The organism is Allomuricauda sp. CAU 1633 (genome assembly GCF_017313225.1).
Classification (GTDB): Bacteria; Bacteroidota; Bacteroidia; order Flavobacteriales; family Flavobacteriaceae; genus Flagellimonas.
The window spans coordinates 441,112-466,775 of the sequence record NZ_JAFLNE010000003.1 but is presented as its reverse complement, the minus strand read 5'-3'; the positions used below and the strand labels follow the sequence as shown (position 1 = coordinate 466,775).

General features: G+C 41.6%; 22 protein-coding genes and 1 tRNA gene. 9 read left to right on the top strand and 14 right to left on the bottom strand.

Annotated features, from left to right (window positions below):
• The first annotated feature begins 131 nt into the window (after positions 1-131).
• Entirely contained in the window at positions 132-581 is a 450-nt protein-coding gene (locus tag J0X14_RS11550; protein ID WP_207097931.1) for a MarR family winged helix-turn-helix transcriptional regulator, read from the top strand.
• Positions 582-628: 47 nt separating this feature from the next.
• Here the strand turns inward: J0X14_RS11550 and J0X14_RS11545 are convergent, their stop codons facing one another.
• Together J0X14_RS11545 and J0X14_RS11540 are read right to left on the bottom strand one after the other, a co-directional pair.
• Positions 629-2,308 carry a sulfatase gene (locus tag J0X14_RS11545; RefSeq protein WP_207097930.1) on the bottom strand — a complete coding sequence of 560 codons (1,680 nt, stop codon included), beginning with the start codon at positions 2,306-2,308 and terminating at the stop codon, positions 629-631.
• A 42-nt stretch (positions 2,309-2,350) separates the two neighbouring features.
• Complete coding sequence (locus tag J0X14_RS11540) at positions 2,351-3,100, bottom strand: sulfite exporter TauE/SafE family protein (protein WP_207097929.1); 750 nt, start codon at positions 3,098-3,100, stop codon at positions 2,351-2,353.
• 173 nt (positions 3,101-3,273) lie between these two features.
• On the opposite strand from J0X14_RS11540, the gene J0X14_RS11535 reads away from it, so the two are divergent.
• Positions 3,274-3,837, top strand: a complete 564-nt coding sequence (locus J0X14_RS11535) for a hypothetical protein (RefSeq protein ID WP_207097928.1) — start codon at positions 3,274-3,276, stop codon at positions 3,835-3,837.
• Positions 3,838-3,883: 46 nt separating this feature from the next.
• On the opposite strand, the gene J0X14_RS11530 is transcribed toward J0X14_RS11535, so the two are convergent.
• The 8 genes from J0X14_RS11530 to J0X14_RS11495 all read right to left on the bottom strand — a co-directional run bounded on the left by J0X14_RS11530 (position 3,884) and on the right by J0X14_RS11495 (position 12,719).
• Complete coding sequence (locus J0X14_RS11530; protein WP_207097927.1) at positions 3,884-4,630, bottom strand: SDR family oxidoreductase; 747 nt, start codon at positions 4,628-4,630, stop codon at positions 3,884-3,886.
• Between the two features lie 67 nt (positions 4,631-4,697).
• Complete coding sequence (locus J0X14_RS11525; protein ID WP_207097926.1) at positions 4,698-5,267, bottom strand: Crp/Fnr family transcriptional regulator; 570 nt, start codon at positions 5,265-5,267, stop codon at positions 4,698-4,700.
• Positions 5,268-5,299: 32 nt separating this feature from the next.
• On the bottom strand, positions 5,300-5,896 hold the full coding sequence (locus J0X14_RS11520; RefSeq protein ID WP_207097925.1) for an SET domain-containing protein: 597 nt from the start codon (positions 5,894-5,896) through the stop codon (positions 5,300-5,302).
• 169 nt (positions 5,897-6,065) lie between these two features.
• A complete protein-coding gene (locus J0X14_RS11515; protein WP_207097924.1) occupies positions 6,066-6,707 on the bottom strand; it encodes a DMP19 family protein in 642 nt (213 codons plus the stop codon).
• A gap of 86 nt (positions 6,708-6,793) precedes the next feature.
• Positions 6,794-7,960: an MFS transporter gene (locus J0X14_RS11510; protein ID WP_207097923.1), complete on the bottom strand. Its 1,167-nt coding sequence runs from the start codon at positions 7,958-7,960 to the stop codon at positions 6,794-6,796.
• Between the two features lie 19 nt (positions 7,961-7,979).
• Positions 7,980-8,642 carry a hypothetical protein gene (locus J0X14_RS11505; protein WP_207097922.1) on the bottom strand — a complete coding sequence of 221 codons (663 nt, stop codon included), beginning with the start codon at positions 8,640-8,642 and terminating at the stop codon, positions 7,980-7,982.
• Positions 8,643-8,677: 35 nt separating this feature from the next.
• Entirely contained in the window at positions 8,678-11,512 is a 2,835-nt protein-coding gene (gene polA / locus J0X14_RS11500) for a DNA polymerase I (protein WP_207097921.1), read from the bottom strand.
• Positions 11,513-11,726: 214 nt separating this feature from the next.
• Complete coding sequence (locus J0X14_RS11495) at positions 11,727-12,719, bottom strand: isoaspartyl peptidase/L-asparaginase family protein (RefSeq protein ID WP_207097920.1); 993 nt, start codon at positions 12,717-12,719, stop codon at positions 11,727-11,729.
• A gap of 41 nt (positions 12,720-12,760) precedes the next feature.
• Between J0X14_RS11495 and J0X14_RS11490 the strand changes: the two genes are divergently transcribed.
• From J0X14_RS11490 to J0X14_RS11475, 4 genes are all read left to right on the top strand, one after another.
• Positions 12,761-13,480, top strand: a complete 720-nt coding sequence (locus tag J0X14_RS11490) for a copper homeostasis protein CutC (protein ID WP_207097919.1) — start codon at positions 12,761-12,763, stop codon at positions 13,478-13,480.
• Between the two features lie 54 nt (positions 13,481-13,534).
• Positions 13,535-14,767, top strand: coding sequence for a metallophosphoesterase (locus J0X14_RS11485; RefSeq protein ID WP_207097918.1), 1,233 nt, complete (start codon positions 13,535-13,537; stop codon positions 14,765-14,767).
• Positions 14,768-15,034: 267 nt separating this feature from the next.
• Complete coding sequence (locus J0X14_RS11480) at positions 15,035-15,298, top strand: hypothetical protein (protein ID WP_207097917.1); 264 nt, start codon at positions 15,035-15,037, stop codon at positions 15,296-15,298.
• 217 nt (positions 15,299-15,515) lie between these two features.
• Positions 15,516-15,812 (top strand): thioredoxin family protein, encoded by a 297-nt coding sequence (locus tag J0X14_RS11475; protein WP_036382448.1) that lies wholly within the window; start codon positions 15,516-15,518, stop codon positions 15,810-15,812.
• 23 nt (positions 15,813-15,835) lie between these two features.
• Here J0X14_RS11475 and J0X14_RS11470 read toward each other — a convergent pair whose 3' ends face one another.
• Complete coding sequence (locus J0X14_RS11470) at positions 15,836-19,174, bottom strand: DUF2723 domain-containing protein (protein WP_207097916.1); 3,339 nt, start codon at positions 19,172-19,174, stop codon at positions 15,836-15,838.
• A gap of 168 nt (positions 19,175-19,342) precedes the next feature.
• On the opposite strand from J0X14_RS11470, the gene J0X14_RS11465 reads away from it, so the two are divergent.
• A tRNA-Gln gene (locus J0X14_RS11465) sits at positions 19,343-19,414 on the top strand.
• 251 nt (positions 19,415-19,665) lie between these two features.
• Positions 19,666-20,391: a hypothetical protein gene (locus J0X14_RS11460; protein ID WP_207097915.1), complete on the top strand. Its 726-nt coding sequence runs from the start codon at positions 19,666-19,668 to the stop codon at positions 20,389-20,391.
• A gap of 5 nt (positions 20,392-20,396) precedes the next feature.
• Here J0X14_RS11460 and J0X14_RS11455 read toward each other — a convergent pair whose 3' ends face one another.
• Together J0X14_RS11455 and J0X14_RS11450 are read right to left on the bottom strand one after the other, a co-directional pair.
• Positions 20,397-21,425 carry a hypothetical protein gene (locus J0X14_RS11455; RefSeq protein ID WP_207097914.1) on the bottom strand — a complete coding sequence of 343 codons (1,029 nt, stop codon included), beginning with the start codon at positions 21,423-21,425 and terminating at the stop codon, positions 20,397-20,399.
• Positions 21,426-21,530: 105 nt separating this feature from the next.
• Entirely contained in the window at positions 21,531-22,649 is a 1,119-nt protein-coding gene (locus J0X14_RS11450; protein ID WP_207097913.1) for an NAD-dependent epimerase/dehydratase family protein, read from the bottom strand.
• Positions 22,650-22,859: 210 nt separating this feature from the next.
• Here J0X14_RS11450 and J0X14_RS11445 point away from each other — a divergent pair, with 210 nt between their 5' ends.
• Positions 22,860-23,948: a hypothetical protein gene (locus tag J0X14_RS11445; RefSeq protein WP_207097912.1), complete on the top strand. Its 1,089-nt coding sequence runs from the start codon at positions 22,860-22,862 to the stop codon at positions 23,946-23,948.
• Positions 23,949-23,957: 9 nt separating this feature from the next.
• Here J0X14_RS11445 and J0X14_RS11440 read toward each other — a convergent pair whose 3' ends face one another.
• Positions 23,958-25,655, bottom strand: a complete 1,698-nt coding sequence (locus J0X14_RS11440; RefSeq protein ID WP_207097911.1) for a S41 family peptidase — start codon at positions 25,653-25,655, stop codon at positions 23,958-23,960.
• Between the last annotated feature and the right edge of the window lie 9 nt (positions 25,656-25,664).

Genomic DNA, 25,664 nt, shown 5'->3' with positions numbered 1-25,664 from the left:
CAAAAATAACTTTTTTTCGGATATAGCAATGCGTTCTGAACTAAATTTTAGGTTAAAATTGGCTTTGTTGACTAGTAGACCATTGAATGTCATCCAAAATGAATCCCTATTTTTGTGGGAACTGTTTATAGATGCTCAATCATATAGATGAAATACAAGGGATAGGACTGCACTTGGATTTGGTGCTCCGAAAAATCCAGTTCGCCTATTTGCGTGCTTTTGAAGAATTGAATGTGGAAATGACCATTGAGCAATGGGTCATTTTACACCGGATTTATGAATTGGGGGATGAAGCCAGTCAGCGGGATATTGTGCAGAGCAACTTCCGAAACCGAGCCACAACATCGCGGGTAATTGGCGGACTGGAACGCAAAGGTTGGGTAAGCAAAACCCGTTTTGAAGGCGACCAAAAACGATTTAAACTGGAATTGACTCCTGAAGGGCAAGAGGTGATTGATTTGGTGATGCCAAAAGCCCTTCAATTGCGAAAATTGGCCGTTAAAAACCTACAACCCTCTGAATTTGCCACTTTTTTGGCTGTATTGGACCAACTGGGAGAAAATTATTCCCTTGAGGACTAGTTGATTTCAGAGCCAAAAAAGCATCAGCTGTTGTATTCCGAATAATTTTAGGGTTTAAAGGTTATGGTATCACTTCGTTTATAGCCAATTCGATCTGCAACGATTTCAACTTTTTGGCTTTGAAGAACCTGAATGGGACTATTATAGATTTTCCATGACTCATCTGAATTAAACCGATATCCAATTGATGCTCCATCGGTGGAACATGAAATATGTAATACACCATCTTTAAACTCCAGTTTTGGGATTGAGGTCAAGGGTTGCTCTTGGTTGGGCCAGAAACTTTCAATGAGTTCGTTTTCGGGCTGCAATCCTGTATCCCCAATTTCTTTGACCCAATCGTTGCAGGCCAGCCTCATCTTTTCCAATCGGTCTTTATATTCTGGATTTCCAGCTAGATTATTGAGTTCATGGGGGTCATTTTCCAAATCGTAGAGCTCTTCTTCGGCTTTTGGACTGTTAAACCATAAGGCTTGTGTTGGCGTCAATTGATTTTGATTCTTTAATTGTAACAATTCTTGCATTATGGGCATTTGTTTCCGATAAGCCACATCAGAATAGACCGGTTTGTCCAACTCATAATTTTTAATGTATTTAAACTTTTTGTCCCTTACGGAACGCATATGATCGGTAAATTCATCAAAACGGTCAGCTGCGCCAAAGGCATATTCAGGTTCTTCGGTTCGCATATAGTCCCCCAAGAAAGCCTTGCCCTCCATATAATTTGGAGGCTCAATCCCGGCAAGGGAAAGTACGGTTGGCGCCAAATCAATAAAACTTATAATTCGGTTATCCCTGAGTCCATAAAATTCCCCGTTGGGGAAACGAATAATCATGGGCACTTTTAATCCGCTATCGTACAACAACCTTTTTTGTCGGGGCAAAGGACCTCCATGGTCCGTATACCATACCACAATGGTACTGTCTAGTAGTCCATCTGTTTGTAAATCCTCAAGAATTTGACCGACCTTATGATCCATCTCCAAAATGTTGGAGTACATGCGCCTAAAATCCTTTTTGCCCACTTTTGTATCGGGAAGATAGGGGGGTACTGAAACCTCCAAGTTTTTATCCACCCAAAGGGAATCAGTTGCTTTTGACCAAATTCTAGATTCGTGGGTCACCTCAATATTAAAGACGGAAAAAAATGGGGTTTCATCAGGTCGATTTCTCCAATGCGCCTGATCACTGCTTTCATCCCAAGCGGTCATTGTTTTTCTAAACTGGTAATCTTCTTTTTTGTTATTGGTACAATAATACCCTGCACCACGCAGGTATTCCGTAAACATTTTCACCTCAGCAGGAGGAACAGCTTCATAGTTGATATTCTCAATAGGTTTGGATGCGTAGTTGTTGATTACCTCGTCAGAAACAGTGTCACTGAACCAAGGCCCAGTACGCATGTGGCTGGCTCCAATACTATTGGCATACATCCCGGTGATGATTGCAGCGCGAGCGGGAGCACAAACGGGATGGGGCGAAAAAAAATTATCGTAGCAAACGCCTTCGGCGGCCAATTGATTCAAGGCTGGGGTTACAATAGTGCTATCGCCAAAAGCTGGAATATAAGGACTTAAATCTTCGGCGACAATCCATACGATATTGGGTTTAAAATCCAATTTAGGATTGATGATTTGTGGTGGTTTGTCTTCAACTACTTGTTTTTCAGAATTTTTACAACCCAAGATGAAGGTGATAAGTGCTAAACAGAGTATAATTTTTTTCATGGGTGTATAGGTTGATGAACTTTTAGTCAATAGTATGGTATATTAAAATGCGAGTTGCCCCCAATGCTTTATGGTCAACTGGACAATGGTAGCCAAACCAATGAGCAGTACAAAAAGCAAACTTAATTTCCGGAACCGTTCTTGGGGAATATAGACTAAGATTCTTTTTCCTAAATACGTTCCTATCAAACCAATGGCAAAAAGAAAAGGAAGATAGGTGAGTTCTTGCTTGCCGATATACCCATTATCGTAATAAACAAAGGTCCGGGAAAAATCAATCAAAAAATCAATAAAGGCCGAAGTGGCGATAAAGGCATTCTTTTCCAGATTGAAGGCGGCCATGGTCAGTCCCCGAATTGCACCACCTGTGCCTAACAATCCGGCAGAAAAACCAGAAAGTGTACCGCCAATAATGGCGTTCTTTTTATTGGGGAGTACTACCACCTCACTTTTAATCAGGAAGAATAGGCTAAAGACCACCAAGAATACCCCTAACACAATGGTGAGCATAAGTCCATCCACAATTTTCGATAGAAATCCACCGATGATAACAAAAAGTACAGAGGGAGCACCAATGTACAGCAGTAACTTTTTGTCCAATCCTTTTTTAAAGAGGAAAATCTTACTCACGTTACTGGACAAATGAAAAATGGCCGTCATGCCGAGTACGGAGTAAAAATCAAAGTAAAAATTACCCAAGGGCACAAAAAATACCGATGACCCAAAGCCTCCAACAGTACCAATAATCTCTGCCAAAAGGGCCAATAACAAAAAAATGTAGTTGATTTTCATGTCATTACACAGTTGAAGGATAAAGATAGAGACACTTTTTTGTAAAATTTTAACCTAAAATAAACTTAAAAACAATATTTAGGACAATACAGCATAGAAACTGGTGAATTTTATAGAAGCACGGGCAGAAAATCAGCCGCAATTTTGCAGTGTATAATTTAATATACAGTGTTATGGAAAAAAAGAGAATTTATCCGAATAAGTGGCAGAGTGTACCATTCTCATTTGATTTGTTGAATCAAGTGGAGAACAGGGATAAAGCTGTCAAAGAATTGATTTTGAAAAGCGAAGCCGCAACAGAGCTTCATGTTTCCGATATGATGTTGAACATTACCCAGTTTTCTGCTTTTGATGCAGCGGGTAATGAACATACGGTTGCAGATTTTCCGGGCCAAAGTGCAGTTACCCTTCGAGGGATTTCATCTGGACAGTTTTTGCGCTCCAAAAATGTGGTTTCACTTCCTGAAGGAACGTATACCAAGTTGCGTTTCTATTTGGCAAATGAAGGCAACCAGTTTCGATACTGGGATGGTGTGCAAGAATCGGCCGATCACTTTGGTCGTTTGGACTTTATCATTGAAAATGGACTTCAGATAGAAGGCAATGAAGGACCGGAGGTAAAATTGTGGTTTGATTTTGTTCCTTATAAATGGAGCAGTCACTTTAAACCCTTTTTGGACCTATTTAAAGGAAACAAAACCCCAAGGCCAAGATTGGCAAACAGTTTTGGGAATTAATATTGCTATGAAATAGAATGAAAAAGGCACCTTAAGGTGCCTTTTTTTATGCGTCCTTTAGAGTATTCACCTTTTTGAAGGCAAATTTTGGAGCAATTCTGGATATCCAATACAGTAGTTTCACCCCTGCGATTCTGATTTCTTGTTTTCCTTTATTTAATCCAGCGAGCATGTCATCAACAGCTCTGCTGGTTGATATGGCGATTTTTGGTGGCTTGCCTTTGTGCCAAGGCGTATCCACCGCAGGGAACATCACTTCCACGATGTCAACTTCGGAGGTTTTGGTACTTTTCCGAAAGATTTGGGTGAAGGAATGGAGGGCTGCCTTTGTGGCATTGTAAAAAGGATAGGCGACCCTAGGGGTGTATATTAATCCTGAGGTAATATTGACAATTTTAGCGTTGCCGTTCTTTTGGAGTTGTGGATAAAGGCCATGTATCAATCGGATGGGCGCCATAAAGTTAGTTTCCATTTCAAGTTCGGCCATTTCCATGATGTTATCCGTGGTCAAAAAATCTACTTTGTGTACAAGAGCCGCATTGTTGATAAGGACATTAATGTCTGGATAATGAGTTATAACCCATTGCACCAAATTTGTACATTCCACTTTATTGGATAGGTCGCATTGTACAGTTTCAAGTTGAGGAAGTTGTTTTTTGGCCTCATTTAGTTTGTACTGTGAACGCCCGCAAATGATGACCTTGTTCTTTTGCTGGATTAATCGTTTGCTGAGTTCCAGGCCAATGCCCGAACTTCCGCCGGTGATTAAAATGGTGTTACCAGATAGTTTCATTGTTTTGGATTTATGATTACTATGCAGCTAAAGTATATGCACAAAACCAGCGGTGCATTGATGTATGTTAAGAGAGCATATTTTTTCGAAGACGACTTAAACTTTCGGGCTGTATCCCCAGATAGGAGGCGATTATGGTTTGATTGATTCTTTTCTCGATACCCGGATATTCCTCCAAAAAGTCTTTATATCGAGTTTTGGCATTCAACAATAAGAGATCTCGTTCCCTTTTTTCTTTTTTGGAAAATCCTTTTTCAATCGATTTTAGCAAAAACTTCGTCCAAAAAACGTCTGTTTCCATCAAAACAAGCCATTTTTGGTAAGAAATGGTCAATATTTCCGCATTTTCCATGGCCTCAATAAAAAAATGGGAGGGAGAATTGGAGGTCATTGCCGAGTAGGAGCTGATGAAATCATGTTCCATGATAAGGCCCTTGGTAAATTCGTTCCCTTTTGGGGTAATGTATACATATCTAAAGAGTCCGGAAATCACAAAGGCAAAATTTTTGGGTACTTCCCCTGCTCGGATAAAATATTCGTGGGCCTTTAGGGTTTTAGGCTGACTTATAGCCAGCAACTCAGTCTCCTTATCCTTGGGAAGTAAGTTTTGCAAGACCTGCTCATTTTCTTGAATCATGGGCGAAAATTGTACTTGTAACAAGTTACCCATTATTTTTCTATGTTCTCATCATAAAAATTGGTAAGGATGGAATCCAGTTCCTCCTTTCCTGCAACAATACGCTCAACCTGATTCCATAAGCCTTTGGTAAGCAGGGGGCGTAAGGGCTGTTGCAATTTTGTGATATTCCCAAACACCTTCTCAATTTTTTTGTCCCAGACCTTGTAGTATTTCAATAGGTCATCTGGGTAGACAATTTTACGGCGGGTACCCTCATCGGCAGCTCTAAAGGGCAGGGGAATGTTGAGGTAGCCATAATCGTCTGTGAGTTGCTCCCCAGGTTGAATGTCGCGGATGGCTAGCTCAAAATCGTATGCGGTGGTGAGGCAGTTGGAGTTAAAACTGTGGTTCACATACCGTCCATTGTCCCAACAAAGAATATAGTTGCCCTTGTTGTTGCGAAAGGTATAGGTATCGAGAATGTTTTGGTAGGTAGGGTCCATTTGTTGGAGTTCCAGTGGGGTGAACTCGCGATCTAATTGGTCCAGTACCCAAGTAATGGTGCCTGCGGGAATGAACTTGGTAGCCACTACGCCATAGCCAATTTCATTGCTGATAAAACGTAATTCTGTATCGGGATGAATCATTTTATATCCTTGAATTTTTAATGGAAGGTATAAAATAGTTGGATTGGTTTTGAAGGATTTTTTAAAGAATCAATACAATGTAAATGAGATACTTATTTGCTTTAAGCCATGAATTGAAAGTGTCGATTTGTGCAAAAGTCATATCAATTTTGACAACTGTAAGGATAATTTATTCACTTCCATATTTTTCTTCCAATTCTTTCCAGAGGTCGTTTTTGTACTTTTCAATGTAGTTCATTTTTAATGTTGAAAAGTCCTCTTTGTACTCATAAAACTTTTCGTCCAGTTCATACATCTTTTCCTCTAATTTTTCATGATTATAAAGGTCAGATGATTCAATAAGCTTATTTATTTCACCAGTTTTGATTCTCTCATTACTTTTGGTAACGGTTTGGACCGCATTGAGCAATAATTGATAATTGTGTTTGGCACCAATGGCCTCCAGAGCTTCTAGGGTTTCTTCCGTATAGCGACCAGATGAATTAAAGAAAAACTGCGAAAATCCACCATTGTTTACCTCTGTTTCAAGTTCATTGATTAACCAAACTACTTGAAGGGGTTTGGGCATGTTCCGAAAAGAAGCATTACTATAATTATGCGCTTTCCTAATTTTATGGGTGTAATAGTAAAGTAATTCCTCCTTTTCCTCTTGGTTGGCCTTTTCAAATTTCTCCTTGTTGAGTTTTGCGAATTTTACACGGTAGTCCCACTCGCTTTTTCTTTCTGTTCTTTCAGGTGCCCCAAAATCCACCAATCGGGGAACCAGATATCTTAGGAAAATAATAATGGCAATAAATATGGTGAGTTTCATCTAAGGATTTTACTTAATAGCCATTAAAGTTAGCATTTTGAAGGATTGTTGATTCATCTGAATCATTCAAGCGGGAAATCACAGCTTCACTTTTTTTGAAACAAAGCCCATAAGCCCAAAATGGGACCCAAGGCCAAAACCATATAAGTGCTATTGGATGAGGTGAAAGTTAGCAACACATTCAGTAATTGAATGCTAGCAATGGTAATGGCAAATCCCACACAGTTGACAATGGTCAGGGCGGTACCTTTGAGTTCTGGGGAGGCATTTTGGGCCACCAAAGTGGAAAATAAGGGTGAATCTGCAATGACCACCATCCCCCAGAAAAGTAGAAATACCACAAATACCATTTCCGAGGTTTGGACAAATAGCAATGGTGAAACCAAGCAGCATATTCCAGAAAGAAGGAGCGCCATAAAAGCAACACGTTTGGTTCCTAGTGCTTGTGCCAAATAGCCACCCAATACGCAAGCCAGTCCACCGATGGCAATGATCAAAAAAGACAGTAAAGGAATATTGAAGGTTGCAGCGGGATGCACCATAGTATACGTTTTCAGCATGATAGGTACGAATGCCCAAAAGGCGTACAATTCCCACATGTGTCCAAAATAGCCAAAGGCTGCCGAACGAAATTTTCCATTTTGGAACACTCTTAAAAAAGCGGATAAGTGCAGTTTCTGACTCGGTTTGCGGAAGGGGCCATCCGGAACCAAACTTACCATCAATACGCCACCCAGTATAGCAAGTGATGAGGTACCCACTAAAACTGATTTCCACGGAAAGGCACGAGTCATTTCTTTTAATAAATGTGGGAATGCGGTTCCAATGACCAAAGCGCCTACCAAGAACCCAAGAGACTTGCCAAGCCCTTTTTCAAAATAATCTGCGGCTATTTTCATCCCTACGGGATAGATGCCCGCCAGAAAAAAACCAGTGCAAAATCGAAATGCGAGGATGCTTGCCAACGAATTCCCTTCCCAAATTACCCCCAAATTGAACAGAGCTCCCAATACCGCACAGCATAAGAATACTTTAGAGGGTGAAAAACGGTCGGCAATGGATAAAATGGCAAATAATAAGGTGCCTATGATAAACCCTAACTGAACTGCTGAGGTTAAATGTCCCACTGCGCTTTCAGTTAAACCAAAAGTGGTTACAAGATCCTGCATGGCCCCATTTCCCGCAAACCACAGCGATGTACAACAAAACTGGGACACCACAATAATGGGAAGAATGATTTTGGAGGGTTTCATTTGGATTTTTAGCCAATAGCTAATTCATAAACTTTATCATTGATAAAAATTGTAGCAGCATTAACCCACTAATAATCAAGGTGAAAATTGCAAATTTCTTGATATCATCAAGTTCACGCCCCTCCTTTAAGATGAGTCTCCTAAAGTCTCCTGAAATAAGACTGAACAATGCGCTCAAAAATAGCAATCCAACTGCTGCTAAAACACCATTTCCAATGGGGGTCCCATCTGTTTTTTGAAGAAAGAACGGAACAAAATCAGAGAGGAAAAGTAAGTTCCAAACCACTATGGCCCCAATAGCGAAGCCTTTTTTTATAGGAAATCCTCCCTTGACCTGTTTTTCCGCTATTGCTCTGTCCATTTGTTGCACAGAAGCATTTTGGTTACTTAGGAATCCCGTTTGTTGGATTTGCTTGATGACTTCATTCGGGTCTTTAAAAGTCCAAAAAATGACTCTCTCTTTATATGTGGAAACGTTGTGATTAATTTTTATACCCTGCCCCAGAATAGGAATCATGGTATAAGGTTCAATTGAAACAACATCCGCAGGTTGAAAAATAAGATTTCCAACAATAGAGGCATTTAACTCCAATCGATTTTTATTCACTTTTAAGGTTGCAAATGGGAAAGTTGCATTGGCACTTCCTATACGAGCTCCACCAGTAAATTGCAATTCTTCCATATTATTTTTCTATTAAACCCCAAGTGCTTTTAAGATTAGTGCGCCTCCAACCAGTTCTCACCAATACCCACCTCCACATCCAAGGGCACGGAAAGTTTGTAGGCGTTTTCCATTTCAGATTTAATCAGTTCCTTCATTTCCTCCAATTCAGGTTTGTAGCAATCAAATACCAATTCATCATGTACTTGCAACAACATTTTGGTTTTGTATTTTCCTTCGGAAAGCTTTTTGTGGATGTTGATCATCGCAATTTTAATGATGTCCGCCGCACTTCCCTGAATGGGCGCATTCACAGCGTTACGTTCCGCAGCTCCGCGTACCACTTGGTTCCCCGCGTTGATGTCCTTTAAATAGCGTCGTCGACCCAAAATGGTCTGCACATAGCCATGGTCACGGGCAAAATCGATTTGCTCACTGATGTAATTACGCAATTTAGGATAGGTCTTATAATAGGTGTCGATAAGCTCCTTGGCCTCGGTACGGCTCAAATCCGTTTGGTTGCTCAACCCAAAGGCTGAAACCCCATAAATAATCCCAAAATTCACCGTTTTGGCATTGCTACGCTGTTCGCGGGTCACTTCCTCAATAGGGACATTAAAGACTTTGGATGCGGTGGAAGCATGAATGTCCTCCCCATGTTTAAAAGCGGAAATCATGGTGTCTTCCTCGCTCAAGGCCGCAATAATCCGCAATTCTATCTGGGAATAATCCGCAGCGAGCAAAACGTAGTTTTCATCCCGTGGGATAAAGGCCTTTCGCACTTGCCGACCCCGTTCAGTTCGGATAGGGATATTCTGCAGGTTGGGGTTGTTGCTACTCAATCGACCTGTAGCGGCCACGGTTTGCATATAGTCCGTGTGCACCCGGCCTGTCTCTTTTTGAACTTCATTGGGAAGCGCATCCACATAGGTGCTTTTGAGTTTGGCAAGTCCACGGTAATCCAACACATTTTGAATGATTTCATGGTCCTTGGCCAAGTAAGAAAGCACATCTTCCGAAGTGGAGTACTGCCCGGTTTTGGTCTTTTTGGGTTTGTCCACCAGATTTAGTTTTCCAAAAAGGATGTCGCCCAACTGTTTGGGTGAAGCAATGTTGAATTCCTCACCGGCATCTTCATAAATTTTCTTCTCCAGTTCCGCAATGTCCGTTTCAAGCGCAGTTGAGAGGTCTTTTAAAAAATCCTCATTCAGATTAATGCCCTCCCGTTCCATATCGGCGAGTACACGAAGCAAGGGCACTTCAATTTCTTCAAAAAGTTTGTCGGTCTGGGCTTCCTTCAACTCCGGCCTGAACTTTTGTGCCAATTGAAAGGTAACATCGGCATCCTCCACGGCATATTCGGTTTGTTTTTCCAGAGGCACCTGCCGCATGTTCAATTGGTTCTTTCCTTTTTTACCGATGAGTTCTGTGATGGAAACGGGCGTGTAATTGAGGTAAGTTTCCGAAAGTACATCCATATTATGCCGCATATCGGGATTGATGAGGTAATGGGCCAACATGGTATCAAACAGTTTTCCTTTGACTTCCACACCGTAGTTCAGCATCACTTTGATGTCGTACTTGAGGTTCTGCCCGATTTTTTCAATGTTCTCCGCTTCAAAGAAAGGTCGCAGCTTTTCAATAAGGGGCATGGCGTCGTTCTTTGTTTCAGGAAAGGGAACATAAAAGCCCTTGCCCACTTCCCAACTAAAGGCGATACCCACCAATTCGGCTTCCAGAGGGTTGATAGAGGTTGTCTCCGTATCAAAACAAACCGAGGTTTGCTGCATCAGGTTTTTCAAAAACAATTCCATGGCCAACCCGGGCTGAACCATTTGGTAAAAATGTTCAACATCGGCAATGGTCTTTCGGCCGCTCACGTCCTTAATGGTGGCTGCGGCTTCGGTAGGGTCGCCCCCAAACAGGGTAAACTGCCCACTTCCGGCCACTTTGGCCTCTTGCTTTGCGGTTTCGGTGCTGGTCACTTGGGTAGTAGGTTCTACCTCACCTGAAAACAGTTTCACGAATTGTTCCCGCAACCTCCGAAACTCCAGTTCTTCAAAGATTTTCTGTACTTCTTCGGCATCGGGAGGGCACATTTCGTAATCTTCGGCATGGAATTGCACATCACAATCAATTTTAATCTCTGCCAATTGGCGGGAAAGTCGACCTAATTCGGCATTCTCCTCCACCTTTTCCTTCATCTTGCCCTTCAGCTGGTCTGTGTTGCTCAAAAGTCCTTCCAACGAATCGAATTGCTCAAGAAACTTTTTGGCGGTCTTGTCGCCCACTCCGGGAAGACCAGGAATATTGTCGCTGGCATCGCCCATCATTCCCAAATAGTCAATTACCTGTTCTGGGCGCTTGACCCCAAAGCGTTTTTGAACTTCGGGGATGCCCCAGATTTCAATACCGTTGCCCATTCGCGCAGGGCGATACATAAAAATATTTTCACTGACGAGCTGCCCAAAATCCTTGTCCGGTGTCACCATAAAAACTTTGTAGTTTTCTTTTTCGGCCTGTTTGGCGATGGTTCCAATAAGGTCATCGGCCTCGTAGCCCTCCAATTCCACAATAGGAATTTTCATGGCCTTCAAAATCTGTTGGATATACGGAACGGCAATCTTGATGGCATCTGGGGTTTCATCCCGGTTGGCTTTGTAGTCTTCAAACAGTTCGGTGCGTTCCACACTACCTCCTTTGTCAAAAGCCACCGCCAAATGGTCGGGTTGTTCCCGTTTAATCACGTCAAAAAGAGAATTTACAAACCCCATAATTGCCGAGGTGTCCATCCCTTTGGAGTTGATTCGTGGATTTTTAATGAGTGCGTAGTATCCTCGGAAAATTAAGGCATAGGCATCAAGGAGAAAAAGTCTTTTTTGGTCAGACATGTTGTTCAATTAGCAATTAACAATTAGCAATGTGCAATAATCAAAGGCAGGTTTTAAAAGTAGAAAAAAGAACCTAGAAAATAGAGACAAGAGTCAAGAAACAAGTGTCAAGTTCAAGTGCCAAGTTCAAGTTCAAGAATCAAGATGTCTTGGTTCTTTTGTCTATCAGCGTAGCGGTCTGCCTCTTGTATCTATCAGCGCAGCGCTCTTGGTTCTAACTATAAAAACTCCTCACTTGGCGATTTTCATGTCCTTTTTCGCTGTATTCTCTGTAGGTAAATCCGGGATGGACACAATATCCGCCAGTTTCCCCATGTTTATTGATGGCCAAAAAGCCAATCTGGAAATCATCGCGACCTTCATTTTTCTTCATGATACGTTTTACGCCTTCCTCGCAGGCTTCTTGTGGACTTTTCCCTTGCCGCATTAACTCCACGATCAAGAAACTACCCACGGTACGGATGACCTCTTCACCAACTCCGGTGGCAGTAGCGCCTCCCACTTCGTTATCCACGAACAATCCAGCACCGATAATGGGAGAATCTCCAACACGACCGGCAACTTTATAGGCCATACCACTGGTGGTACAAGCTCCAGAAATATCACCATTTGCATCAATGGCCAACATGCCAATGGTATCGTGGTTTTCTATGTTGATGGTGGTTTCATACTTTGAAGTTTTCAACCACTCTTGGTATTGTTGTCGTGTACTTTCGGTCAGCAGGTCTTCTTTTTCAAACCCTTGCTCATAAGCAAATTTTTCTGCGCCCTTCCCTGCTAATAGAATGTGTGGTGTTTCTTCCATTACTTTTCGGGCTACCGAAACTGGGTGTACAATATTTTGAAGATAGACCACCGAGCCACAATTCCCATCTTTATCCATGATGCAGGCATCCAACGTAACATTTCCATCACGGTCTGGTCTACCACCTTTACCTACAGTTTCATTGGTCTCATCGGCTTCCTCCACCCTAACACCTTGCTCTACGGCATCCAATGCATTACCACCTTTGCTCAAGATTTCCCAAGCCTTACTGGTGGCATTGCCAAAATTCCAGGTACAGACCACAATGGGTTTAATAGGTTCAGTTGGTGGCAGAGGAATTTCCTCAGGCTTGTTTTCTGTTTTGCAGGAGGTTAGGGCAGAGGCCGATACAATTCCAACCGTGGTTAGGCTGGAATTTTTAAGGAATTTGCGTCGCTTCATGGAAAGGGATGTTTACTTTTAAGGGTGATAAATATAGCAATATGCTTGTAGAAGTTTGTGCCAATTCGTTGGAATCAGCCTTAAATGCCCAAAGGGCTGGTGCCGATCGGATTGAACTTTGTTCCGAACTTGGAGTAGGGGGCATTACGCCTTCCGCGGGATTGATTAAACTGGTGAAACAGCGGTTGGATATTCCAGTACATGTGCTCATCCGTCCACGTAGTGGACATTTTCATTACTCCATAGCAGAATTTGAGGTGATGAAGGCGGATATTGAGGCGTGCAAGAATTTGGGGGTGGACGGGATTGTATCAGGAATGCTCCACAATGATTTTACGATTGATGTAGAGGGAACCCGAGAGTTGGTGGAATTGTCAAAACCTATGCATTTTACGTTTCATCGCGCATTTGATTGGGTGGCCGAGCCTACCAGGGCAATAAACAAATTGGGAAACTTGGGTGTGGACACCATTTTGACCTCTGGCGGGCATCCATCTGCAGAAAAAGGAATTGAAACACTAAAGGAATGGCAAAAACAAGCTTCCATCTCAATCATGGCGGGTGGGGGCATCAATCTCAGCAATGCTCGGGACTTTAAGGTAGCCGGACTTGGTGCTATCCATTTATCGGGGGTCACTTTTGGGAATCCAGTGGATGTTTCGGGAAAAATCAGCATGAATTCAGCAAAACATTTGGTGGAAAATCAAGTGGGTATCACCAATACTTTGTTGATTCAAAGTGTGGTACAGGCCGTTAAATAATAGTGAAAAGCCCTGCTCAATAGCATATTAGCCTTAATTTTGTAAAAAAATTGTATGTCCCGATTTATCGTTTTGGCAATCTTGTATGTGGTGTTGGCTATTTATGGCTTTCAAGCATTTCGCACCTTGTTCAAAAGTCCATTGGTGCACTGGACCTACATAGCGCTATTTTTGGGTGCCTTGATTTTTTTGACCGTAAAGGTAATCACCTATGATTCGGGAGATGGGTTTAAGGGTACCGCAGCTATAGCGGGAAGTATTTTTGCCGCGTTCTTTTTGCTGGCCTTGGTGTTGGGGTTCTTCCTTCTGTTAGAGGACATAGTACGATTAATAGGCTTTGGATATAATAAGATTGTTGGGGTTTCCAACCCTGATGCGGGTTATTTCCCTTCGCGAAGAATATTTGTAAGTGGTCTGGCCTTAGGCTTGGCAGCATTGCCCTTTGGAGCTTTGTTATATGGCATGTACCGTGGAAAATACAATTATCAGGTGTTAAAGTATGAGTTGGAGTTCGATGACCTGCCCGATGCGTTCCACAACTATCAGATTACACAGATTTCCGATGTGCACAGTGGAAGTTTTGATGATTATAAAAAAGTTGAATACGGCGTTAATCTGGTCAACGAACAACGAAGTGATGTGATCTTCTTTACTGGGGATATTGTCAACAACCGCTCTAATGAGCTTGAACCCTGGAAAGAGGTTTTTTCCCGTTTGGAGGCTAAGGATGGAGTATTTTCCATTTTGGGTAACCATGATTATGGAGATTATGCTTCTTGGGAAACCGAAGAGGCCAAGGCCCAAAACTTGGAAGACCTCATGGCCATGCAGCATGAAATGGGCTTTGATTTGATGTTGAACACCAATCGCTATTTGGAAAAAGACGGGCAAAAAATTGCCTTACTCGGTGTGGAGAACTGGGGCCGCGGTGGCTTTAAAAAGGCCGGTGATTTGGAAAAAGCCAAGGACGGAATCCATAAAGATGATTTTAAAATATTACTGAGCCATGATCCCTCACATTGGGAGGATGTGGTGTTGCAAGATGACTACCATTTCCATTTGACGTTGAGCGGTCACACCCACGGAATGCAGTTTGGGGTGGAGATTCCCGGGTGGGTAAAATGGAGTCCGGTGAAATGGCGTTACAAGTACTGGGCAGGTATTTACAAAGAGTTAGATCAGTTCATCAATGTGAATCGTGGTTTCGGATTTATAGGCTATCCCGGTCGGTTTGGAATTTGGCCTGAAATCTCTGTAATTACCCTTAAGAAGAGAGGCTTGGTTTAAGTCGAAACTGTTTGATTAAGCAACATATAGAGTAACTTTCGCATACCCTACTATTCAGTCAATAACACATCAGTGAAATTTATCTCAGCTTAAAAAGAAAGAAATAGGCTACATTTTTATAGGAAAAAGTATATTTTTTTTCTTATTTTTTTGTACTTTACATTTAATTCCCTCCTTATACATTTTTACTTATCCATTCTTTGTGTTTGACATAGGACACGGATTTAAGTATTGTCAACAATAGTTAACCAACAAAATTTTTTTATTATGAAAAAAACAATCTTCATTAAAATGTTGATGCTGTTTATGGCATTTTCTATTTCTAGCTGCTGTGATGAGAAACCTGAACAGGTGGAAGGTATGGAAGTAACATCCACCTCACCTGAATTTTCCGAACTTGCAAGGAAAATTAATCCGAACTTGGATTGCCAACGAATAGATTGTTGTTTTATGGATGGGGTGGAAACTAGTTGTGCGCTAGTAAATGCTTGTTTGGAAGCCGGATTTTGTAAAATGGTCGCAACAGAATAATTCGGCTAGTAATCTTAAGTTCAATTGATTTTTTCAGGACATAAGAATGCTGAAGATTTATTTGATGTGTTTTTTTGATTAACACATGATTTGACATTAAGCTTATACGGCACCGAAAGGTTTAACGTGAATTTAACGAGAGTCAATATCGTAAAGCGTTGACTTGATGTAAAACTTTAACAATTTTTCTTACTTTTGGCTGTAAACCAGTGAATACATGTCAAAGTTTGGCGAACTCATAGATTTAAAGGTCCCTGTGCTGTTGGACTTTTACGCAGAGTGGAACGAACAGTCCACTTCCATGCACCCTGTTTTACGCGATGTAGCGGCGGCTCTTGGCGATAAAGGAAAAGTAATAAAAATAGATGTGGACAAGAACAAGGAGCTTTCACAAGCACTTCGTATTAAGGGATTGCCCACACTGATGATCTATAAAAAAGGAGAAATGGTCTGGCGACAGAGCGGCGAACAGGACGCCAATACGCTGATCGGCATTTTGAACGAATATATTTAAGCGAGGTTTTCACCTCGCTTTTTTTATGGTTCTATCTGGGCGCCATCCTGCACGGCTTCAATGGTATCCAACGGGATGGAATCTTCCAAATCCGGATTGGGTTCTAGAATGGGCTCTTCCAATACGTCTTCCTCTTCTTCGCCCACAAATTGCGAGAACTTGTCAATATACTCATTAAAGATGATGGTCTCGGACTCTGCCAAATCCTTATCTTGGTTTTCAATAAGGATATCGATATTTCTACGATAGGCCTGCATATCGGCCAAAATATCGTCTATTTTTTCATATTGTTCATCCAAAGGGGCACTGGAGTAATATTCCAAATGCTCTTGGTAGACACTTTTGAGTTTTTCAAAAAGTGCACGGGCCTTTTCCGTCTCTCCTACTTTGTAATAGCCATCCACAAAGGGTTCCACAAAGGCGTAGAATCCATAATGATCTACAGGCATGTTGGTCATGGCAGTATCGATGATGTCCTTGGCCTTGTCAATTTTGTTTTCGGCGATGAGTTGTTCCATCAAACGTGCCAAATTACTTCGGAACGACAATCCTTGTGAACGGGTCTGGGGATCGTGGTAGATGTACTCACTTCCTGAATTGCCCCAATCCCATCCTTTGACAATGTCGTACATCAAATCAGTATCAATACGGCCCATTTCAAAAGAGTTGCGGTTTTCGGTTCTAATGGGAACCAATTTATAGGCCAGTCCATCCAGTTGAAGGTAATCCTTCATCCAAATGTATTCGGCACTGTCAAAACTTCCTCCAGAGAAGTAAATTGGACGGTTCCAATCGTTGTTGGCAATAAGGTCCAGCATTAAAATCCTGTTTTTGGGCAAAATGCTCTGTGGGAGGTCAATATCAATATAGTCCACAATCAAAGCGGAATCCTTTTCTTTGACCAAACCACTTTCCAAAACATTCTCTTTGTTTACCGGAATGCGGATTTTGTTGGTGGGATAATAGATGATATCCAAAGTGCTTTGGGGATATTCGCTGATGTCTGCACCTTGATTTTCCAAAATATGCCCAAATTTGGTTTGAGGCTTATCGCTTCCCACCCAGTTCATAAAATCTTGGATACTCCATCGGTTATCCGTAATGCCTCGGTAATAAATGGCATCACGTGTTCCGTATCGGTATTTATCATGGGTGAGCTGAGAGGGAATCGCATCACTTTCATAAGCCTTCCGCTTCATTTGGTCAATGTACCAATCCGTTGCAAAAAGACTGGTGTTCACAATTCGGACATCTGTTCGGTACTCTTCAATTTCCTGGGCATACCACAAGGGGAATGTATCGTTGTCCCCAATAGTAAATAAAATGGCGCCTGCATCTTCTTGACAGGAGTCCAGATAGGCCTTTGCCGTGGCAGGTGCTGTGTAGCGACCAGAACGATCATGGTCATCCCAATTTTGGAAGCCCATGAGCAGCGGAACTGCCAAAAGACAGATTGTTGCAATTGCCGGGGCTGCTATCTTGGGTGAGATGAACTTTTTGAATTCATCGAACAGACCATACACACCAATGCCAATCCAAATACAGAAAATGTAGAAAGAGCCTACAAGGGAATAATCCCTTTCCCTAGGTTGGAAAATGTAGGGGTTGGTGTAAAACTGGATGGCGAGTCCGGTAAACAGAAAAAACACCAATAGCACCCAAAAGTGTTTGGGGTTTTTGGAAATCTGGAAGACAATTCCAATGATTCCCAAAAGTAAAGGCAAGAAGAAATAGGTATTTCGTCCTTTGTTGTTTTCCCAATCGCTGGGAAGGTTTTTCTGGCTGCCCAACCTAAGACTATCCATAAAACCAATACCGCTGAGCCAATGGCCATTTTCATCATACCTGCCTTGCACATCGTTCTGTCGACCCACAAAATTCCACATAAAATACCGCATGTACATATACCCAAATTGGAATTCGAAGAGGTATTTTATGTTTTGCCACACAGTTGGGGGTTCCACCTCAATGTATTCTCCAAATTCCCGTAAAAAACGGATGTATTGCTCGGAGTCCAGTTCCCCCTGGGAATAGGCGGCCTTAAATTGGCCAACGGCATCCCTTAATTCGTTATTGGAAATATATTCTGATTTTATTCGGAAATCCAAAGGGCCAAAATAGCGCATGTAATTTTCGGCATGTTGGTCGCTCCACATTCGGGGCAGTAAACCCACATGTTTTTCGTTGGGTCCCTGTAAGGCGCCTTTGTAGTGGTTTACAATAACATATTTGCCCAGTTTTAGGTCTTTTTCATATTTGGGGCTTTCATCGATATCCTCTCCGGCAGGGGCAAAGGTGTCGGAATAATATGCCCCATAGAAAGGGCTTTCCACACCGGGATATTGCTCCCTGTTGTAATAGGCCAAAAGGGCACGGGCATCGGCGGGGTTATTTTCATTGACCACGGTTTTGGCATTGGCACGAATGGGCAGCATCAACCAAGATGAGAAACCGAGAAAGACAAACATCATACAAAGTACAATGGTATTGGCCGAATAATAATTATGCTTTCGGGTATATCGAAGTCCAAAGTAAAAGGCAGCGACAAAAAGTAGTCCCATGATAATGGTCCCCGAATTAAAGGGTAGCCCAATTTCATTGATAAAAAAGACCTCGCTCCAACCAAAGAGTTCCAAGACATAGGTGAGTGAAAATTTATAGACCAGCATTAATATGGCCACTACAATGATATTGGCCAAAAGGAAATTCTTTGCGGTTGTGTTCTTATATTTTTTGAAGTAGTACAGTAATCCAATGGAAGGAATGGCCAAAAAGCCCATGAATTGGATTCCAAAGGTGAGTCCGATCAAGAAACAGATAAGTAAAAGCCACCGATGCCCCCTCGGGTCATCCAGATTGTCAGTCCATTTTAGGCCCAGCCAAAGCAAGAGTGCCATAATAAGACTGGCCATGGCATACACTTCCGTCTCCACAGCGTTGAACCAAAAACTGTCTGAAAAGGTAAACGCCAATGCCCCAACCAGCCCACTGCCCAAGATAGCAATGGCCTTGCTATTGGTGACGGTTTTGTCTTTGGCAATCATTTTTTGCACCAAGTTGGTTATGGTCCAAAAAGTGAAGAGTACGGCAAAAGCACTGGACACTACAGATACGGCATTGACCATGAGCGCTATTTTTGAAGGGTCTCCAAACGCAAACATGGCAAAAAAGGCGCCAATCATTTGTAGGAGAGGAGCTCCTGGCGGGTGTCCTACCTGTAGTTTTGCGGAGGTTGAAATGTATTCCCCAGCATCCCAAAAACTTCCGGTGGGTTCAACGGTTATGGCGTAAACAATAAAGGCTATGGCGAAGGAAATCCACCCAAGGATGGTATCCCATTTTTTGAAGTCTTTTGCAAACATAGAGATGGTGGTTAACCAAGTTGTGGCGAATTTAGTAAATATAAGAGAGAAGGTTGACCCTTTTTGGAAAAGCTTTAACAGCAAAGTAGCGAAAATTAGCGTGTAATCTTGCTAAAATATTTGTCGAAACCAAAGTTTGTTATAAATTTGCACGCTCAAATGTGGTACTGGCCTATGGTGTAATTGGTAACACAGCTGATTTTGGTTCAGTCGTTCAAGGTTCGAGTCCTTGTAGGCCAACAGAAAACCCCTTAAATCAAAGATTTAAGGGGTTTTTTCATTTTTGCTTAAGAGCTTTATAGGTTAATATGCAGTATAAATTAATCGTAAGACAAGTTGTCAAATATGGTTTCCCTGGACCATTGATTACGAATTAAGCATTGCGGAATCACAAAAAAGGAATACTTATCTCACCCCTAGCCAATTTTATCACTAAAAATCACGATTGAAAAGTTATCCCTATAGCTTCATGCGTATAGAATAACATTACGATGATTTGGAAGAAAAAAATTACCCAATGTCTCTTTTTAGCAATGATTTTGTGTTCACCTCAAACTTGGAGTCAAAAATCCCTTCAAGGAGACGAAGAGGCCATTACACATTTAAAGGAAATGATAAGAACTATGGGTGGTTTGGAGTTATGGGGCCGATTGAGTCAACTCAGATTTCAACACAAGTGGTACCCTATAAACCGGGGCAGTTATATAGAGGATGAAATTATTGACCTTACAGGCCCTCGCTCATGGGTGCGAATGAAAAGTGAGGATTTTGAACGATATCGGGCTTATAGTCCAGAACATGGTTATTGGTCCATACATAATGGGACATTTTCACAAAGTGAGGAGTCGTATCAAAATGCTTTGAAGCGAGCACCATTCAACATTTATCGCATTGCGCATTCCGTGGCTAAAGGTGAATTTCCTTTTGAGATAAAAATGGGGGAGACCGATATTCCAACAGGGGTCAAAATTGAATTTCTAACCACAGAGGGCGACGTTGGCGGAAGTGTGGTGCTTAATGGCAAAAGTGAGCCTTTAGTTTGGGAAACCCCTCAATTCAGATACACTTTCGGCCCTATGAAAAAGTTTGGAAATCTTTCCGTTCCCAATTGGGCTGTTTATGACCAAGGTTCTTTTCGGTATGAGATGATTGATTTAGTTGGAGACAGTAACCCCGTTGACAGCAGGCTTTTTCAAGTTCCCGTGGGGTATCAATAAGAATGCTACATTTCTGAATTCAACAGCTTCGCGGCAACCTCATTTATGGAATTGACATCAATTGATTTCCATTGATTCATATCGCTAACAAAATCTTCTTTGAAAATAGTCTGTGACAGGTTGTGGATCAACTTATAATTTGCTGCCGAATGGGCTACTTCGCTTTCTTCCACTGCATTTCTGATAAAAAACGAAATAAGGTCATACATACTTTCCGTTGCCAATGATAGCTCTGTGAGTTTACCTCTGTATTCCATTTCGGCATTGGGCATATCTGGATACTTTTGATGGTCCAAAAAATGCCGTGCCTCATGTGCAATTAGACTTACTTTAAATTCTTCAGAACTGATGTCGTAACTTTCATCCACATAATAAATGCCATCATCTTGGGTCCATCCTCCAGAAAAGTGGGAGCCCAAGGTGGCATATTCAGTCCACCCTTTGGTTAAAAAGTCATCAAGACGAATTACTTTTACATCAAATTCATTTCCATCTAAGTCAATTGTATAGATAGAGTCTTTTTGCTCGCCCCATATCACCAAATCCACATAGGGGTCTAACTTGCTTACCCTATCCCGTGTGTACATTCCTTCAGAATGAATGTACTCGCTCAAAATAGTTCCGATGTTCTCCGGGCCAATCTTGGTTTCCCGTGCTTTGGGATAGTTTTGCATTAAATAGGGTATGACTTTACCCATGAGTTCCCTTTCATATTGCTGACCTTTGTTTAATAGGGATTTGTGCCAATATTCCCTGAAATAAGAAACAAGTTCCTTCAACCGCTCATCTTTTATTTCTGTGGAATCGACATTACCCCCAAAACGTCTCAAAAAATGTGCTCTGAAATCTCTATCCTCTTGGTATAATGTATGTTCATTTTTTAAAAGTTCAACTACAGGCGATACATACCCATCTAAACAATAGGCGTAGATTTCATCATAAGGTAAAGTATGTTCTTTTGCTTGGGATTGACAAGAGATTATACCGATGGCCGTAAGCAACAGCCCCAAGTATAGTTTAGAAGATAAATTCATTTTAATGATTGTTTTATGATTAATGAATGGATAAAGTACAACGTTGCTTGCCTAAAATGGTTGAAGTGTGACGAAATGCCCATTTTTAGTGGGTAAATGGGGGTTTTAGGGATTTTGCCGCTCTTTATTAAAAAGCAAATACTCGTTCAGGATTTCTATTTCCGATTCAAAAGAAATTGCGTTGGCAAACAAGTCCATCTTGTCCGATTTGGTTTTGGAAATTTGTTCAACCCATTCCATGGTATCATCAAAAGTTCTATGGATGTCGGTAAAATCCAGTCCATGCTCCACCGCTTTTGCATTGTTGATTTGCATAAAGCCGAGATCTTCTGACATTGGTGCCCAGAGGGGCAGATCTCTCATCGATAGCACTCCTTTCTTCCTTAAGAATGTTTCATCCACCCATACGAATTCAGTATTGGGGTTATAGTGAGCCCTACATTGTTCCAAAAAGTCCTTCCAAATAAGTTTTCGCTGGGGGCCGGTAGTATTAAATGTACCTGTGAGACCCCGCTCAATACATTTAATCGCAAAACTGCCTACATCCGTTACATCAATAAATTGAATGGGGTCATTACCGTTTCCTGGTGCCAGCACTTTTCCTCCTTTTTTAATTCGGGCTAACCAGTACGCCAGATCCATTTCAGAATCACGCCAACCCTTAATGGGACCTGGTCTTAATATGGTATGATTATCCGGAAACCGTTTTCGGACCAATCTTTCTGCATGTACTTTTTCTTCATAGTATTCCCATTTCCCTTTATCATTTCTAGGTTCGAAAACTTTCGAATTTTCATTCAGACCCGCTGTTTGAAAGTTGTCATAGACGGCAATACTCGATACAAAGGTGTAGTGTTTACAGCGGTTTTGTAAAGCCATGGTTGCATCGTCAACCATATACGATTTTTCGGGCCAAACATCGATTACAACATCCCAATCTTCATTTATCAAATCCCTGTATACCTTTTGCCCAATGGTTCGATCCCCTTTTATCAATCGTAAGTTGGGGAACAAATCTGGATTTGAAACTCCACGATTAAAGAGTGTTATGTCGAATCCGGCTTTTATACCGGCTTTTACTATTGAAGGGCCAAGAAATACCGTGCCCCCAAGTACCAACAGTTTCTTTGGGTTGGATTTTGCTCGCGCACATCCCAAAACGCTGGTAACCAGAATGGAAGAGAGTCCCCAGCCAACTTGTTCCAAAAAAAATCTTCTTTGCACTTTTCAATATTTACGTGATAGATACGCTATTAAATTGATGACTGGAAAACTATGGCACCAATCAAAAAAATAGCTTACCCAACACTGGATTTTTGTGATTTGGCCCGATACATACCATAAATGAGGTGTTGATAATTTCTTTTACCATGTTGATACCATATCCTTCATTTTCCGGGAATGAGAGGGTTCTTTTGAGGAAAAGTCAAACCCATGAAAAAAGTATTCCTGTTCCTAAGTATTACCTGTATCCATATTTCAATGGCCCAACAACTTGATTTGAATGACCCAAACTGGAATTTCGATTCAGAAGGTCATAAAATACTTATGCATGAGGGACAAACAAGTTTGATGCTCACTGACGGTGTAGCTTTGCGCAGTGATATTAAGCTTGAAAACGGCATCATTGAATTTGATATGTTTTACAGCGATGAAATGTCGTTTCCCGGCATAATTTTTCATAGGGAGGATAATCAGAACTATGAGGAGTTCTACCTTAGACCTTGGTTATCCGGAAATCCAGACGCAACCCAATATTCACCTTTGTACAATGGCTTCTCTGGTTGGCAGTTATACTATGGGGAATCCTATGCGAAAGCCGTGGAACTTCCTTTTGAGCAATGGGTTCATTTTAAGTTGGCCATTAAAAATAAGTTAATGGACATCTATATTGGGAATGTGGATGAACCAACTTATTCTGTAGAACTCAAAAGAGCTTTTACCAATGGAGGACTAGGATTCAAAAATGCTTTTGCTCCCGCATATTTTGCCAACCTAAAGGTTGTACAGACCGATGATGTGGTGATAAAGGGCACCCCCGTACCGGAAAAACCCATGACTGAAGGTACGGTTTCTTCTTGGGAAATATCCCCTGCCTTTCAAGAATCAGCACTTGAAAATTCCTATACGCTGCCCACTGATTATGCCTCTCAAACATATACAACTGTACCAACTGAGAAAACTGGGGTTTTAAATATTGCGCAGTATACCAAACGACAGCCTGGGCAAAACACGGTCTATTTAAAATTGGATGTTTCGTCAGGTGAAGGACAAACCGTGCCCTTTGAATTTGGTTTCAGTGATCGCATTAGAGTGTACCTGAATGGACAGTTGCTGTATTATGCCAGTGACGTTTGGCAATCTCGGGATTATAAATTTTTGGGCACCATTGGTCTTCATGATACCTTGTTCTTGCCACTGAAAAAAGGAGAAAATGAAATTGTATTGGCAGTCTCAGAATCTTTCGGTGGATGGGGAGCCATCGCCAGGTTTCCATCAATGTCAAAAATAAAAATTCAATAGAACAAATTCTTATTGATAGGTATTGAGCGAATCTATTATTCCGATAATTTCTTCTTGACTTTCGGCAGCCGTGGAAATGTCCGGGACAACACCCAAGCCATTCCAATTCTCACCCGTTTGGGAATGCTTTTCATCAAGGTAGGGGATTTCAGCCATGATACCGTCTCCAATAATGATGCGTTTTGGGGTGTGGGTAACGCCAAAGGTGGTCTTCCCAATCACTTTCCCTTTAGCAAACGATTGTAACATGTAAGCCAGTTGTTCAGCTTCCGCAGAGGTTTCGTCATTGACTAAAATAAAAAATTGTTCATCGGGTTTTAGCCTGAAGGCGGTATTCTGGCTTTTGATTGTAAAAGTACTATCCAAAGTTTTTTGGTGGTACAACACCGTATGGGGTTCCAAAAAATAAGAGAGCAGATACATGTTGAAGTCAGGGTCTCCTCCCCTGTTGTATTTTAAATCTAAAATGACCGACTTCTTATGCACAGAAGCCCGCATAACCGAATCCAAACTTTTTTTGACAGCGGGAAGATGCGGGATTTTGTTCAATTTGACATAAAGGTGATTGCCAATTTCTTTTGTTTTGAACTGTGTATCCGAAGGATGGCTCAATTCTTTTTGTTCTTTTAAAAGCAAATACTCCAGAGGGTGATAAAAAATCCGGTGCTGCTCATCACCGGTTAAATTCAATAATTCTCTATTGAGCTTATTGGCCAGAATACCTGGAGAAAGCTCCTCATTGAATTCTCCGTTCAGCAGTTTTAACTGAAGGCCATGTTCAATCTTGGCTACGGCTGCACTATCCGGACAATACATTTTAAGCGCATTGAGGTAGTTGTCAATAACGGACTTGATTCCTTCTTTGGGTAAGGGAAATATTTTTGTAGCCTTACTAATTTGTGCGATATGGGTAGGCTCATTGACCATTTCAAAGTTTTGGATACTAAAGTGCACCTCCGCTTCGCCTTTTCGGTCCGTCCAATCAGCTATATATTGATACCTTCCGTGGTTGGCATAAGAATTAATGGTTCGGGTAAGCTCAACCATACCCATTTCGGGGTGAAACGAATTGAATACCATTCCTTCCAATAGCGAATCGTCCGTATTTATGAACAGTTTAAAATCATTGGACGTGTTTGGGCCATAGGCCGAGAGGACATAAACTTTTTTGCCGTTGAACTGCGCCTTTCCATTCAATCTAAAAGTGTACCCCATTTGCTTTAGCAAAACCACTGGGTTGGCTATGGTAATCTCTGTAGACTTCCAATTGTCGTAAACCGATTTAGGGAATTGCTCCCAAAAAACAATCTTGTCATCCTTCAAATCATCCTCAAGATCAAGGTTGGACAATTGTTCAGGATTCAATGAAAAATTGGTGACCAAAAAAGCCTTTTCATCAAAAATAAGCTTGCTGAACGAGGGCAAATAGTCACCGATATAATCAGATTCAAGTTCGCTTTGTTCAAAAACGTAATACGATTTCCCATCAGTGGAAATTGAAAAAGGAACATTAATGCCATATCGCGCTATTTCAAGGTTTCCATCCAAACAGTACGCTTTTGAAGACAAGTCACCATTAAATCCTGTGGAGGTCAAATGATTCTCAATGATCAAATCCACAGCCTTGGGCTCACTACAGGAAATTAAGCAAACTCCAAGAAGAATGAAAGCGATACAGTGATTTAGAAGCAATTTATCCAAGTTCATTTTCGAATG